The sequence below is a fragment of the Boudabousia tangfeifanii genome, assembly GCF_001856685.1.
Classification (GTDB): domain Bacteria; phylum Actinomycetota; class Actinomycetes; order Actinomycetales; family Actinomycetaceae; genus Boudabousia; species Boudabousia tangfeifanii.
In genome coordinates this window covers 1,843,139-1,856,627 of the sequence record NZ_CP017812.1, presented here as the reverse complement: position 1 = coordinate 1,856,627, position 13,489 = coordinate 1,843,139, and the positions used below count along the sequence as shown (strand labels likewise).

The 13,489-nt window shown below is 53.0% G+C and carries 13 protein-coding genes; 7 read left to right on the top strand and 6 right to left on the bottom strand.

All coding sequences use genetic code 11. From position 1 onward, the window contains the following. The first annotated feature begins 18 nt into the window (after positions 1 to 18). Positions 19 to 2,637 carry a 5'-nucleotidase C-terminal domain-containing protein gene (locus BK816_RS07615; RefSeq protein ID WP_071164639.1) on the top strand — a complete coding sequence of 873 codons (2,619 nt, stop codon included), beginning with the start codon at positions 19 to 21 and terminating at the stop codon, positions 2,635 to 2,637. A 76-nt stretch (positions 2,638 to 2,713) separates the two neighbouring features. Then, entirely contained in the window at positions 2,714 to 3,919 is a 1,206-nt protein-coding gene (locus tag BK816_RS07610) for an LCP family protein (RefSeq protein ID WP_170299676.1), read from the top strand. A gap of 116 nt (positions 3,920 to 4,035) precedes the next feature. On the opposite strand, the gene BK816_RS07605 is transcribed toward BK816_RS07610, so the two are convergent. Next, positions 4,036 to 4,704, bottom strand: coding sequence for a potassium channel family protein (locus BK816_RS07605; RefSeq protein ID WP_071164637.1), 669 nt, complete (start codon positions 4,702 to 4,704; stop codon positions 4,036 to 4,038). 78 nt (positions 4,705 to 4,782) lie between these two features. Further along, positions 4,783 to 6,300: a TrkH family potassium uptake protein gene (locus BK816_RS07600; protein ID WP_236842318.1), complete on the bottom strand. Its 1,518-nt coding sequence runs from the start codon at positions 6,298 to 6,300 to the stop codon at positions 4,783 to 4,785. Positions 6,301 to 6,597: 297 nt separating this feature from the next. On the opposite strand from BK816_RS07600, the gene BK816_RS09175 reads away from it, so the two are divergent. Then, positions 6,598 to 6,696 (top strand): 30S ribosomal protein bS22, encoded by a 99-nt coding sequence (locus tag BK816_RS09175; protein ID WP_003792170.1) that lies wholly within the window; start codon positions 6,598 to 6,600, stop codon positions 6,694 to 6,696. Positions 6,697 to 6,765: 69 nt separating this feature from the next. On the opposite strand, the gene BK816_RS07595 is transcribed toward BK816_RS09175, so the two are convergent. Next, the gene (locus BK816_RS07595; RefSeq protein ID WP_156982012.1) at positions 6,766 to 7,623 is read right to left on the bottom strand and encodes a YggS family pyridoxal phosphate-dependent enzyme; all 858 of its coding nucleotides are present in this window, start codon (positions 7,621 to 7,623) and stop codon (positions 6,766 to 6,768) included. Between the two features lie 37 nt (positions 7,624 to 7,660). On the opposite strand from BK816_RS07595, the gene BK816_RS07590 reads away from it, so the two are divergent. Continuing rightward, positions 7,661 to 8,035 carry a YccF domain-containing protein gene (locus tag BK816_RS07590; RefSeq protein ID WP_071164636.1) on the top strand — a complete coding sequence of 125 codons (375 nt, stop codon included), beginning with the start codon at positions 7,661 to 7,663 and terminating at the stop codon, positions 8,033 to 8,035. Between the two features lie 24 nt (positions 8,036 to 8,059). On the opposite strand, the gene BK816_RS07585 is transcribed toward BK816_RS07590, so the two are convergent. Then, complete coding sequence (locus BK816_RS07585; protein WP_071164635.1) at positions 8,060 to 8,884, bottom strand: HAD family hydrolase; 825 nt, start codon at positions 8,882 to 8,884, stop codon at positions 8,060 to 8,062. Between the two features lie 69 nt (positions 8,885 to 8,953). Between BK816_RS07585 and BK816_RS07580 the strand changes: the two genes are divergently transcribed. Together BK816_RS07580 and BK816_RS07575 are read left to right on the top strand one after the other, a co-directional pair. Continuing rightward, positions 8,954 to 9,625 carry a histidine phosphatase family protein gene (locus BK816_RS07580; protein WP_071164634.1) on the top strand — a complete coding sequence of 224 codons (672 nt, stop codon included), beginning with the start codon at positions 8,954 to 8,956 and terminating at the stop codon, positions 9,623 to 9,625. A gap of 9 nt (positions 9,626 to 9,634) precedes the next feature. Further along, complete coding sequence (locus BK816_RS07575; RefSeq protein ID WP_071164633.1) at positions 9,635 to 10,171, top strand: hypothetical protein; 537 nt, start codon at positions 9,635 to 9,637, stop codon at positions 10,169 to 10,171. Positions 10,172 to 10,283: 112 nt separating this feature from the next. Here BK816_RS07575 and BK816_RS07570 read toward each other — a convergent pair whose 3' ends face one another. Next, on the bottom strand, positions 10,284 to 11,054 hold the full coding sequence (locus BK816_RS07570; protein WP_071164632.1) for a DUF1295 domain-containing protein: 771 nt from the start codon (positions 11,052 to 11,054) through the stop codon (positions 10,284 to 10,286). 55 nt (positions 11,055 to 11,109) lie between these two features. Here BK816_RS07570 and BK816_RS07565 point away from each other — a divergent pair, with 55 nt between their 5' ends. Continuing rightward, positions 11,110 to 12,960, top strand: coding sequence for an AMP-dependent synthetase/ligase (locus BK816_RS07565; protein WP_071164631.1), 1,851 nt, complete (start codon positions 11,110 to 11,112; stop codon positions 12,958 to 12,960). On the opposite strand, the gene BK816_RS07560 is transcribed toward BK816_RS07565, so the two are convergent. Further along, positions 12,957 to 13,478 carry a PLD nuclease N-terminal domain-containing protein gene (locus tag BK816_RS07560; RefSeq protein WP_071164630.1) on the bottom strand — a complete coding sequence of 174 codons (522 nt, stop codon included), beginning with the start codon at positions 13,476 to 13,478 and terminating at the stop codon, positions 12,957 to 12,959. The two genes, BK816_RS07565 and BK816_RS07560, sit on opposite strands and share 4 nt — an antisense overlap. Positions 13,479 to 13,489: the final 11 nt, after the last annotated feature.

Sequence of the window (13,489 nt, the reverse complement as noted above, 5' to 3'; positions counted from 1 at the left end):
CGGTTAGGAGACACGCAAGTGGCTACGAATTCGACAACGAGTGCACGCCGCCTTCTGGGCGCTGTAGCAGTCTTGACTCTCGCAGGCGCCGGACTTTCCGCGACCCCCGCATACGCAGCTGACACGGTTGATTTGAACCTGTTAGCCATCACCGATTTACACGGACACATCAAGCAAGAAACCGATCGTAATGGTCAGATCACTGAACCAGGTGCTCCTCTATTAGGATGCGCTATTGATCTTGAGCGCGCCGACAAGTCCAAGGAAACCACCTTGGTCTCGGTTGGCGACAATATTGGCGGATCTGCTTACATCTCGGCCGTCTCCAACGATGAACCGACCATTGCAGTTCTTAATGTTATTAAACCTGAAGTTTCGGCTCTTGGTAACCACGAACTTGACAAGGGATCTAAAGCGTTTGCCGATCGCTTGGCTGGGCGTAATGGCCACACCAAGATCAACTTCCCAGTGATTGCCGCCAACGTGACTGGGCTTGAAGGCATGGGTAAGACCCATGTATGGACTTCGCCTTCAGGCATCAAAGTTGGTTTTGTTGGTGCATTGACAAACGAAATTGGGGATCTGGTTAATCCTGAAGGGATCAAGGATCTAAAGTTTACCGATCTTGGATCAACAATTAACTCAGAAGCTAAGGCTCTTAAACAGTCCGGTAAGGCTGACATTGTGGTGGCTCTTGCTCACGAAGATGCTGAAATCGTTGCTAAACAGATGAGCAAGGACGTTGACGTTGTTCTCGCTGGTCACACCCATCGCGATTTTGTAAACAACGAAGCTGAAGGCAAAGATGGCAATAAACTTATTGCACTCGAAGCAGCATCATTCGGAAAAGCACTCGGCAAGATTTCTTTGAAAGTTGATAAAGCTACTAAGAAGCTCGTATCTGGCAATGCAAAGAACATTGATACTGCTGAATTGCTAAAGGTTTGTGCAGATAAGCCGAATAAGCAACTGGAGGAAATCGTTAAAGCAGCTGAAGCTAAGGCTGATAAAACCGGTAATAATCCAGTTGCAACTATTAACGGTAGTTTGCTTCGCGCCACTGTTAAACCAGGTGTTGTGGTTGAAAACCGCGGTGCAGAATCTAATATGAATAATCTAATTGCTGAGGCCACTAGGCAGCAGGTATCTGGTGCAGACATTGGTCTAATGAATGCTGGCGGTCTTCGTGAAGACTTAATCCCTAATGAAAAGGGAGAATTGACCTTAAAGCAGGCATTTACAGCTCAGCCGTTTGGTGGTTCTCTATCGTATTCGAAGATGTCAGGTGCGCAATTTAAGAAAGCCCTTGAACAACAGTGGAAGAAGCCTGGTGAAAATCCACGTCCGTTCTTGAAACTTGGCCTATCGAAGAACGTAACTTATACTTTCGATCCTTCTGCAGAATACGGCAAGCATGTTATTGATATTTTCATTGATGGTAAGCACATTGATGACAATAAGATTTACAAGGTTGCTGGTAACTCCTTCATTATGAAGGGCGGAGATGGGTTCACTGAACTAAACGAGAAGGATAACGAAAAGAAGACTAACGATACCGGTATTATCGATCTTCAAGCAACGATTGATTACCTAAAGTCTCAAGCAGATTCAGGTAATGTAGTATCTACTAACGGGCCAAAACAAACCCTTGGTTTAAAGCTCGCCTCCACTGAAGCGTTGCCAGGTGGCAACCTAGTCTTGGATCTTTCTTCCTTGGCTATGACTTCGGGTGAAGCTCCGAAGGAAGTTAAGGTCGAGTTTAACGGCCAGACCGTTTCGGCTCCAGTTCAGACCGATCTTCGTCCTTCGAAGGAAGTTTTGACTGACCAGTACGGCACTGCCAAGGTAGTCATCCCAGTGGATGCAGGTTTGAAGCCTGGCTTTGGTTACACTGCAAAGGTAACGATCCCAGCTACCAAGACCACTGCGGAATCCCAGTTCACTGTGCCAGTAGCGATTCGTGAAGGCATCAAGCGGATGCAGCCACCAACCCAGGATGGCAAGTTCAAGGATGTTAACGCCTTGACCCTCTACTCCGGTCAAATCTACTGGTTGAAAGACACTGGTATCACCACCGGTTGGGCCGACGGCACCTTCCAGCCATTGGCTAACATCCAGCGTCAGGCAATGGCCGCCTTCCTCTACCGCCTTGCCGGTTCGCCAAAGGTGCCTGGTTTCGACCAGACTCCAGCAGCCACCCCAGAAGGCAAGACTATTGAACCGGCTACCCCGGAAGCACCAGCAGCTCCACAGTTCAAGGACGTTCAAAAGACCGCCTTGTTCGCAAAGCAAATCGCTTGGTTGCGTTCCACCGGTATCACCACCGGTTGGGCCGACGGTACTTTCCGCCCAACCGATCCGGTAAACCGTGACGCCATGGCAGCCTTCCTCTACCGCTTCTGCGGTCAGTTCGCTGACAAGTGCGCCCCAGTGGTGAACCCAGAACGCTTCAACCTTGCTAATGGTCCACACTTCAAGGACACTGCCGGCGAACTCTTCGCAAAGCAGATCAGCTGGGTTAACCAAGCAAAGATCTCGACCGGTTGGAACGACGGTACTTTCCGTCCTAGCGAACCAATCCACCGTGATGCGATGGCGGCCTTCTTGTACCGCCTCACTCACAACACTGCAAAGTGAAGGAATAACTAGGAACTAAATGTCCTACCGGCACTCTCAACTACCAATTAGAACAGGCCGGGGAAAACGGATCGCAGTGGCAATCTTCGCCATCGCCGTTTTCCTCGGCTCGTTCTTAGGCCTGCTCTCACACCGAGTTGCAGGCGGCATCAGAAACATTAACCTCACCAAAGCCCAATCTGCGGGTGTTTCCCAAGAGCTAGTCGACCCAAGTGCAGGAAAATCCCTAACCTTCCTGTTAGTCGGCGTAGACTCCCGCGAAGGCGCTGAAAACACAGCCATTGGTGGCGGTGGAGACCCTGGTGCCCGTTCAGATACCACCATCGTGGTAAAGATCGCCGCAGACCGTAAGAGTGCCCTCATGGCCTCAGTTCCCCGCGACGCCCTCGTCAATATTCCCGAGTGTGTCACCAATGATGGTAAAACCGTCCCAGCTCGACGGCACGCCATGTTCAACTCTGCCTTCGCCTACGCTTACGAGGCCGGCGGCGAAGACGTGTCGGACGGTATCGCCTGTACCGTCGCCACCTTCAAAAAACTTACTGACGTTCCCCTCGACGGGGTAGTAGTCGCAGACTTCGCCGGCTTCGAAAAAGTCGTAAACGCCATCGGTGGCGTCAACGTGTGTCTAGCAGACCCATTCGAACCCGAATACGTCAACGGCTTCAAACTTCCAGCCGGAAAATCACACCTCAACGGCACCGAAGCCATCCAATTCGTCCGCGCCCGCAAAGGCATCGGCGACGGCTCCGACACCCAACGACAAATCCGGCAACAATACTTCCTACGCAACGCCTGGCATCAGCTACAAGAAAGCGGCATCCTCTACAACCCTGGTAAAGCCATCGGCCTGCTAGATTCCGTCAAAGGCATGCTACAGTTCTCCGACTCCCTAGCAGACCCCATGACCCTCGCTGGGCTCGGCTACTCGCTGCGCAACATGCCCATGAGCGCCATTGAATCCGTCCACGTCCCCTTCCACGATGAAGGTCCACGAGTCGTGTTCGATGCAGATGCTGAAGAAGCCTGGAAACGGTTCCTGCCCAGCACGCTCGAAAGTGAACAACCCAGCCCAGAGCCTGGCAATAACCAGCCAGCCCCAGGGAACGACGCCCCGGCACCAAACGGTGAAGGCACCTCCACCCCGGAAGAAAATCAGGGTGAAGAGGCAAAACCAGACGAAAATGCCGGCAACAACGAGGGCCCAGCACCATCGCCAAGCCCAGAAATCAGCGAGCAGGAGAAGCGCGAACAACAACTCGGCCTGCTTCAATGCCACTGATTATTCCCAGCGCCACTAGCTTTTTTCAACATCTTTAAAAAGCAAAACTGCCCGAATAATCTTCGGTCAGTTTAAAGCTTGCTAAAGCGCTAAAACTAGGTGTTAAGCCACCAAAATCAAGGACGACGACCAAACGCATCCAACAAGGACGCATCGCCAGACACAATCAACACATCGTCCTTTTCCACCCTGGTGGTATCGGTGGCATATTCGAACTGCTGGCCCGGAGCCAACACACCCAAAATGCGCACCCCATATTTCGCCTGCACATTCGATTCGGCAATAGTAAAACCTTGGATTTCGCGTGGTGGCATCATCTTCACTACCGCGAAACCATTCTTTTCCAACTCGATGTAGTCCAACATGCGGCCACCCACCAAGTGGGCGGTACGCTGACCCGCATCGAACTCGGGATAAACCACGTGATGCGCTCCAATACGACGCAAAATACGGCCATGCTCACGACTGGTAGCCTTAGCCCAAATCTGGACACCACCAATATCAACCAAGTTCGCGGTAATCAAAACAGACGCTTCCAACGAAGAACCCACACCCACTACCGCAGTGGTAAAGTCTGCAGCGCCAACCTGGCGCAAAGCATCAATATTGGTGGCATCAGCCTCTACCAAAGGAATGCGACCAGCCCACTTTTCAACCGTGGAAGGGTTACGTTCAACCACCAAAAGTTCCTGACCGAGGCGATCCAAAGTGGCAGCTACAGCCGAACCAAAACGGCCCAAACCAATAACCAGGGTCGAACCTAAAGCGTCAGAATTTGGTGCCATCAGAATATCCTCATTTCAGCGAAAGTACGTTGGTATTTTATGCCAAGAAGCCTAGTTCTGCGAGGTCGCTTCAACCAGCTAGCCGATAGCCGGGTTTTCTTGTGGATAGTAGTACAGGCGTGAATGCTGGCGCATAGCCAAAGCCGCGGCCACGGTCATAGTACCGGTACGGCCCGCGAACATTAGGATCGTGAAAATGTATTTCGGTGCGGTTGCCAAATTAGGATCCATACAAATCCCAGTCGACAAACCCACCGTGCCAAAGGCACTAATCGATTCGAAAACCAGCTGGTCAGTGGAATAGTCCGTAATGTTCATTAGCGCCAAAACCGCCACCACAATCGTGATCGTACCGATCAAAGCAATCGACACGGCAACGCGAACAGTATCAATCGAAATCTTGCGCTTAAACGCTTCAATGTCACGATTACCACGAGCCTCCGCCACAAAAGCCAAAATCAGCACGGCGAAAGTCGTCACCTTAATGCCGCCCGAGGTAGAACCCGAACCACCGCCGATGAACATAAAAATGTCTTCCAGCAACCAGGTGGATCGATTCATAGCCGACACATCCAAAGCAGAAAGACCCGTCGAACGGTTATTAAAGGCGCTCAACAAGGCGTTCGCCATGGTGGCACTACCATCAAGACCACCAACAGTCGCGGGATTATTCCACTCAAAAATGGTGATTAAAGAACCCGAAAGGACCGCCAAAGTAAGGTAGGTGGTCAATGTAAGTTTGGTGTGTAGCGACCACTTGTCAGGACGCTGACGGTGCACCCAAATATCGTGAATCACCGGGAAACCAATCGCACCCACCGCAGTGCCGAGCGCAATCGGGGTGAGCATCCACCAGTCAGTGACGCGTGAACCCAACCCATTTTGAATGGTCTCAAAGCCCGCATTGTTGAAGGTCGAAATCGCCATGAAGGTGGCGTGCCATGCGGCCATCAGGGTGCTCTCACCCATGGTGAGGAAACGAGGGAAGAACACCAAGAAAAGGATGCCCTCGGCAATCGCCACAATAATAATCACGGCCCGCAGCATGGTGGCAAGGTCACCAAGGGACTCGAACTTTCGTTCCGAGGCCGCCAACATACGCTGGGCCAAACCAATCCGGCGAGCAACCACCATTGCCAGCACAGAAGAAAGCGTCATAATGCCCAGACCACCAACGGAAATACCGAGGGCGATCGCAGCTTGCCCGAACACCGTCCAATAGGTAATGGTGTCCTGAACCGAAAGACCGGTAACGCACACAGCTGAAGTAGCGGTAAACAACGCATCAATAAAGCTGGGCACCTCACCACTAACAGTTGAAATGGGAAGCATCAACAAGAAAGTGATGATTAGGATGAAAGAGGCGAAAACCGCCAAAGCAAGGCGGGCAGGCGAGTTTCGGGCCACCGAGTCAAGATAGGCGCGGAAGCGCTCCGACAAGGTCGGATTGGTGCCCGGCAGATCAGTGAGCTTACCCGTGTAATGAACTGTGGCATCTGCTTTGAGCTCCGGCGCCTTTTCAAAGGCCATGGGAGCCACGCCCGGAGGGGAGGGGCGACGACGCCCAAAAGGACGGGTATCGTGTTTCTTTCCCATGCTTCCCCTCGAAACTAAACCTACAGTTGTGGGACCAAGTCACCGAACTATTGGGGCCTTTTCGCAAACTAGCGGGAAAAGCCACCGAAACATAAGTATAGGCGGCAAAAGTGGCAAAAGCGCGGCACTTAGCCTTAAATAGACGCGGCATAGTTCACGTTTGCGCCATAGTGCCAAGCTTCAAAGAGCGCAAGGTGGCAAATTGCTAGTAAGATAGTATCTGTTGTCCTATTTACTGTGGTCAAGATTTGCTTGGCTAAACAGTAATTTCGTTAATGCTAGATAAGGGAGTGCCCTATGGGTTCCGTAATCAAGAAGCGCCGCAAGCGCATGGCGAAGAAGAAGCACCGCAAGTTGCTCCGTAAAACCCGCCACCAGCGTCGCAACAAGAAGTGAGCGAAAGCTTTTAAAATTTTTGGGCTGTCCTATTTGCAGGACAGCCCAAAAATTTATTCAGTTCAAGTTTCAACGAGTTGCTCGGGGCCCAAAGATGGCCGTCCCCGCTCTCACAATCGTGGCGCCCTCGGCGATTGCCCACTCCATGTCGCCACTCATACCCATCGAAAGTTCCAGCGGTTTTTGCCGACCGAGGTCGAATCGTTGAGCCAGCTCATCGCGCAAAGCTTGCATAGTCGCAAACTGGGGGCGCACCTCGGCCTCGGTGCCGCGACCCGCCACCGTCATCAAACCCGCAATTTTTAGGTTTTCGAGGGCGAGAACCGCCTCCGCCAAACGGAAAAACTCAGCAGGAGCCACGCCACTTTTAGCGGTTTCACCCGACACATTCACCTGCAAAAAGATGGGGAGAGGCCCACCTACCACCCGCTGGTTCAAAGCTTCGGCCAGTTTCAAAGAGTCAACGGTTTCGACCAAATCAACCACTTTTAACGCCTGGTTGATTTTGTTTCGCTGGAGTGGCCCAATCAAGTGCAGGCTGGCGCCCTCGGTTGCTTTTACTGCTTCGGCGCTAGCTACCGCTTCTTGCACTCGATTCTGACCCAAAAGGATCGGATGGGACGAAACAAACTGTGGGTCAGCTAAAGCCTGTGCCGCCAAACCACAAGTTTCGGCGGACTGGGTTTTGATCGCCAGCTCTAAATGGACCGGCTGGATCGCCTGGTAGGTGGCACGAGCGTCCTCGATTCGCTGATAAACCCGAGCAATATTTTCCCGCAAGCGACCAAGGATGGCGTCGCTACTTTCCGAGGTCGGCAAACTGGCCTCTGCTGAGGAGGAAGTTTTGCCAATGGCCGACACATTACCTGTTTGGCCGGTGGTTTCGCTAGCTGGATTATCTGCAGACATGGGGGTGTTTAAAGGCATAGGATAATCATACTCACCGCGTTAACTGGAGGAAGCAATGCGCACCCTGTTGAATATTATCTGGTTCTTTTTCGCCGGAATCTGGCTGTTCCTGTCATATGTGCTGGCAGGAATCGTAGCCTGCATTTTCATCATCACCATTCCGGCTGGGGTAGCCTGCTTCCGGATCGCCGGCTATGTGCTCTGGCCCTTCGGACGGGAAGTAGTGCCCCAACCAGGTGCCGGTGCCGGATCGGCCCTAATGAACGTGGTCTGGTTTATTATCGCCGGTATCCCGCTGGCGCTATCTCACGTGGCAACCGCTTTCGGTTTGGCCATTACCATCATTGGGATCCCTTTGGCCTGGGCGAACCTCAAACTGATTCCAGTTACCTGCTTCCCCTTCGGCAAAATGGTGATTGAAACCCACTAAGGCGTAAGGAAGCTGTCGCCGGCTCTAGTGGCGGGTGGTGTAGTGGCGAATCAGCTGGCGCACCAGCAGGGCGCCGGCAGCGCTTTGGAGGCCGCGTTTGGCGATCGCCTTAATGTCGAGGCGACGCTTGCGGAAGTTATGGATCGGCCAGTCTTTTTCTAGCGCCACAATCCGTAGCAACGGTTCCGGGTTAATTGCCGAGGGATGACCCACGGTCTGCAACAAAGGCAGATCATTAATGGAATCGCCATAGGCGTAGCTTTCTGGCAGGTTCAGACCGCGCTTCTTTGAAAGTCGCACGGCCGCCTGAGCCTTACCTTTAAGGTGCATGATCTGACCGTCGAGTTCTGGTAGAAACCGCCCTTGTTCGTCGATTTTTACGACCGTGCCGAGGGCGCCAGTGGCTCCCATCTTTTCGGCCAGCAGGTTAGAAACCTGTACTGGGGTGGCAGAAATGAGCCAAACTTCATGCCCCTGGTCGAGGTGTTTTTGCAGAATCTCTTTGGTGCCTGGGAAAACTCGGTGCGAGAAAATCTTTTCGTAAAGATTGGCCCCGATTTCATCCAGCTCGGCGGCGCTATGTCCCGCCATCACATTGAGAGCCCGGTTAATCACCCGGTCAATGCGTTTGCGGTCCTCGCCTAGCAACCGGTAAAGGAAAGAATGCCAGGCAGCGAAGGCAATGTCGCGTTTGCCAAAAAAGTTTCGTTTATAGAGCTCTTTCGCCACGTGGAAAGCTGAAGCACCCCGGATCAGGGTTTCATCAATGTCAAAAAATGCGGCTACCTGGGGGCCATCTGGGTCTGGGATGGGCAGGTCCTGGTCGTTAAGTTTCTCAGGTTCGCTCATGTCTTCTAGGTTACCGCACCTTTTCGATTACCTTTAGTGCCAGATACCCATGTGTGCGAAAATAGGCGCATGACTCATACTATCGTGCACCTTATGCGCCACGGCGAAGTGGCCAATCCTGATGGCGTTCTCTACGGTCGGATGCGAGGTTTTTCCCTCTCCCCGTTGGGTTTTGAAATGGCCGAGGCCGGTGCCGAGTACTTTGCTCAGATCGACGCAAATATTACCGTGGTAACTGCTTCACCCTTGTTGCGCGCTCAGCAAACAGCCGCGCCCACTGCTGATCTTTACGGTTTAAAAGTCGGTTCTGACTGGCGACTTCTTGAGTCCACGAATGAGTTTGAGGGTGAAGCTGTGAACGCCAATCGCCTAACTTTGGCTCACCCACGCAATTGGGTGCGCTATCGTAATCCGCTTAAACCAAGTTGGGGAGAGCCTTACAGCCAACAAGTCGATCGCATGCGAGCTGCGGTCTCAAGTGCCATTGATCAGGCTAAAGGTAGTGAAGCCCTGCTAGTTTCCCACCAGCTACCAATCTGGATTTTGCGTCTTTTCGCCGAGGGGCGTCCACTGCCGCACGACCCACGACGCCGCCAGTGCGCCCTCGGCTCGGTTACCTCGCTAATCTTTAAAAACCATACGCTTGTGGGAATCGATTACGCTGAACCAAGCGCGCACCTACTAGGGAAAGCCGCCGACGTAACTCCCGGTTCGTCCTCGGCCAGCATTAACCGAGGCTGAGGCGGTAAAATGACGCGCATGAAACGACTACGTACCCGCCTTGCCGCACTTGGGGCGATTTGTGTGCTGGCCACCAGTTTGACCGCCTGCTCGTCTACGCCCACAAACCTTGCGGTCACCCCGGAAGCTGGCACTGCTAGCGCCGAACCAATGGTTTTTCCCACTGGGAAAGAACTCTTCAATAAGGCGATGGAGTTTGCGCAGTCGAAATCAAAACCGTACCTATTGTTGACGGAAGTTTCTGAATCGCCTGTATCGGTCACGGCTCCTGACGACTCTCACGAAATCGACTTGGTGACCGGTTGTGTGAACCAGCGTGGCGTCGATGCCCATTTGGAAGTGACTATTTCTCAGAATATGGGCGATCACCTGCAAACTATTGCCTCGACTAGAGTTTCTTGCGGCACTCGTTTCAACTTGTCCACCATGCCGTCCTCGGCCAGCAAAAATGGGGGCAAACTAATCGTCCACATGGTGCCGCCAAACGGCAACGGCAGCTTTTTCGTGGCGCTTATGCCCGGCAATGTGGTTCTCAACGGAAACTAAAACCGACCGGACCAGAACTCAAGCTAAATTTTGCCCCGCCTTCCACTTATTGGAGGCGGGGCAAAATGGTTGAAGCTAAAAGCGGGGCAAAGTAATTGAAAATTAAAAAATACTAGCGAAGTTTAGGTACTAGCACCGGGGTGCGGCGACGGTAAGCCTGATATGCAGGATCGTCACCCCACTTTTTCTTGGCACTCCGATCAAGTGTAGGAATCCCCGAAACCTTGGTGAGTAGCACGAAGACCAACACGGGAGAGAGAAGCGAGAGCCAATACCAACCGTGAAGGAGGGAGGCGCTAGCAATAGCCACGCCTACCCATAGGGTGATTTCACCAAAATAATTTGGATGTTGGCTCCGCGACCACAAACCAGTATCAATGAACTTGCCGCGATTGGCAGGATTAGCTTGGAAAGCACGCTTTTGGCGGTCTGCTAGTGCTTCGAGGGAAATCCCGAATAGCCAAACTAGTGCTCCAATAAAGACCAATGGTAGACGAACTGTGGTCTGGGTTGAGGTGATTGCTGACCAGGCAGCTGCCGCAGTGCCACTGATCCACAGGGCTTGGATTAGCCATACGATTAAGAAACGAATCGGGTTAACTTTAATTTCGTCGAAACGCTGATCGCCGCGTTTTAGGGCTCGACGGGTCAAGAAGGTGCCCAAGCGAAGTGCCCAAACAATTACCATTAGCCCGATTAAGGTGCGGGCCCAAGCGTGTTCGCCGTAGCTGCCTACACCGATTAGCAGGGCAATAGTGACCGCTGCGAAAGTGGCCGAACCGGTCAGGTCGAAAATCTTTTCCGTTTTCTTGGCGGCGCTGATGGCCCAGCCGATTAACTGAATAACAATGGTGGCGATTACTGCCGAGCTAAGACTAGTCATGTGATCTCTCTATTAGGTGTGTGCGGTTAGAGGTTAGGTTATCTAGAATAGCCATATGCATCGTGAAACTTCCCTCCCACCACTGGTTGAAATTGGCCACAATCAATCAATGCTGGCAGAAATAGTCAACCGAATCACACAGTACCCGGCTCATCCGGCCTTTCTTTTGCCGGGGATTGACGCTAGTGGGCAGGCCGACTGGAATTCGGCTCAGGAAGTTCGCGGGGATACCTTTTTATCGCACGTTAAAGCTTGCGCTAGCTACCTGCTCTCGCAAGGTGTCCAAGTGGGTGAACGGATTGGGGTAATGGCCCCAACTTCCTATGCTTGGACTGTGGTGGACTGCGCCATTTGGTGGGTTGGAGCTGTGGTGGTGCCACTTTATGAAACATCGTCGGTTGAGCAGGTACGTGCCATGTGTGAAACCGTAAATGTTAGGCGCGCTTTTGGGACTAAGAAGACCATACCGATTTTGTGCGAAGCGGGCATTAGTGAAGCGCAAGTTTGGGAAATGAACTTGCTGGCAGCTCCCGGTGACAATCCGGTTCCGCAACAATCGTTATCTGACCAGGACGAGGCGCAGCTAGCACAGCAGCTCACCGCTTTGAACGCGACAGATCCGGCCACTATCGTGTTTACGTCTGGCACCACCGGTACCCCCAAACCGGCAGTGATTACCCATCGCAACATGCTTTCACAGGTGTCGAATGTGGCAGCAGCCTACCGCGAGATTGTCAACGATCGCGGTTCGACGCTGATTTTTCTACCCTTAGCCCATATTTTGGCGCGAGGCCTCCAGTGCGTGTGCTTGCGTGAGGGCATGCGAATCTCTTATGAGCCTTCCCCGAAAGCGGTCTTACCCGCCCTCGAATCGGTAAAACCAACTTTCATGGTCGCGCCCCCGCGTCTACTTGAAAAGATTATGAATGCTGCAGGTGAGGGGGCCAAGCAAAAGCATCTTGGCTGGTTCTGGCGTCCTTGGTTAGCGCAAGTGATTGAGCGTGGGCGCGCGGCAGAAGTGGCCGACTTACAGGCTGCTAATTTAAAGGTTCCGGCGTTGTCCCAACAGGGGATGGTCCGCCCTCGGCCTTGGCTGTTCAAGCTGGGGGATGCCTTGTTTGGCCGCTTATTACGGCAAAAGTTGGGTGGCCGCATGGAGTTTTTCCTGTCGGGAGCGGCCCCTTTGGCCTGTGAAGTTTCGTGGTTCTTCCGGGGCCTTGGCGTTAGCGTAGTGGAAGGCTATGGGCTGACGGAGACCACGGCCCCAGCTACTGGTAACCGGCCTGGACGGATTAAGTCAGGTACGGTCGGGCCGGTCATTCCGGGCACAACCGTGCGTTTGGGGGAGGACGGCCAGGTCTTGTTGGCCGGTCCCGGCGTTTTTGGTGGCTACCTTGATGGTACTGGCCTTGATAGTGATGGCTTTTTTGATACCGGCGATTTGGGTGAGCTGGATGAGGACGGCTATTTGACGATTACTGGCCGGGCAAAGAATTTGATTATCACTTCGTATGGGAAGAATATTTCGCCTGATGCCTGGCAGTCGCAGGTGGAGCTACATCCGCTGGTTGATGCGGCAATGGTCGTTGGTGAAGGTAAACCGTTTGTGACGGCATTGATTGTGCTCGATCAGAGTGTGCCGCAGGTGAGGGACTACCAGGGTGGGGAACAGTTTGTGGCCGAGGACGGTACCACTTTCCGGGTGGTTTCGGATCCTAGTTTGCGAGCTGAGGTCGAGGCGGCGGTAGCTGAGGCGAATGAGAATGTGTCGGCCCCTGAACGGGTGAAGCGTTTTCACCTGCTGAGTTTCGACCATGAGGGTGAGGTTTTCACCGCTACTCGGAAATTGCGTCGGCCGGTGCTAGAAAAGGTTTGTGCGCCCGTGATTACTAGGCTTTATTCCTAGTTGTTTTCGGGCTTGTCGTGGTGGTCGTCCTGGTCGCGATTGGTCTCGTCGTTGGCTTCGTTGGCCTTTTCTTTTGACGACTTTTGGGCATCATGGTTTGGCCGGTGTTGGTTTTCTTGTGCCCGCCGAGCTTTTTCTTCTGCCTCTTTTTGAGCCTTTTCGCGGGCCAGTTTTTGCCGCCTTAATTCGCGCTCAATTTTCTCGAGGTATTCTTGATCGTCGTCGGGGCGGGTAGGCTTTGGAGTAGCCGGTTTTGCTGGGGTTTCAGGTTTTTGGGCGAGGTCCCGAACACCTTGGACGACCTCGAGCGGGTTGGGGCGTTCACCGGCCTCGGCCCGTTCAATTCGGTAGAGTGCAATCCACGCGATCGGCCCGAACAAGGGGAGCAGGATGATAACCGCCATCCATGCGAGCTTTGGCAGTCTGGCTGGCATTTTTTCACGCGGGGTGAAGGCGCACTCGAACACGGCGTAGAGTGCCAGCAGGATGGGCAGAACGAAGATTAAAACTCTTGGCATGTTTTTAAGGA